A 350-nucleotide genomic window follows, 5' to 3' on the forward strand; every position below is an offset into this window, starting at 1 on the left:
TTTTAATTTATGCTTTCAGACAATTAGGTATGATATTCAGGGTGGGTAAAATGGATAATGCTGTCGATCGTCACGTTTTTTATATTTCTGATGGTACGGCGATCACCGCCGAGGCGTTTAACCTGTTTTTTGACCAGAGCGGTGTAAACCAGCGCATTTACGACCTGCTGGATATAACGGATATTGACGCCGTCACCGAGCTTCCCAAAGCCGGCCCGCAGACCCGCCAGTGGAACTTCGACCCACCTTTCCAGCCGGAACTGGAAAAAGCTATCCATGACGCGTACAACCAGCTCTCCGCTGACGACGCGCAGGCCTCCTTTGCCGTACGTTCTTCCGCGACCGCAGAA

1 pseudogene is annotated in these 350 nt (G+C 51.1%); it reads left to right on the forward strand.

The window, feature by feature from the left end:
- Nucleotides 1-92: 92 nt before the first annotated feature.
- A pseudogene (locus A6013_RS27740) lies at nucleotides 93-350 on the forward strand (PEP/pyruvate-binding domain-containing protein); the annotation flags it as partial.

It is taken from the genome of Enterobacter sp. IF2SW-B1 (assembly GCF_001743375.1).
Taxonomy (GTDB): domain Bacteria; phylum Pseudomonadota; class Gammaproteobacteria; order Enterobacterales; family Enterobacteriaceae; genus Enterobacter; species Enterobacter bugandensis.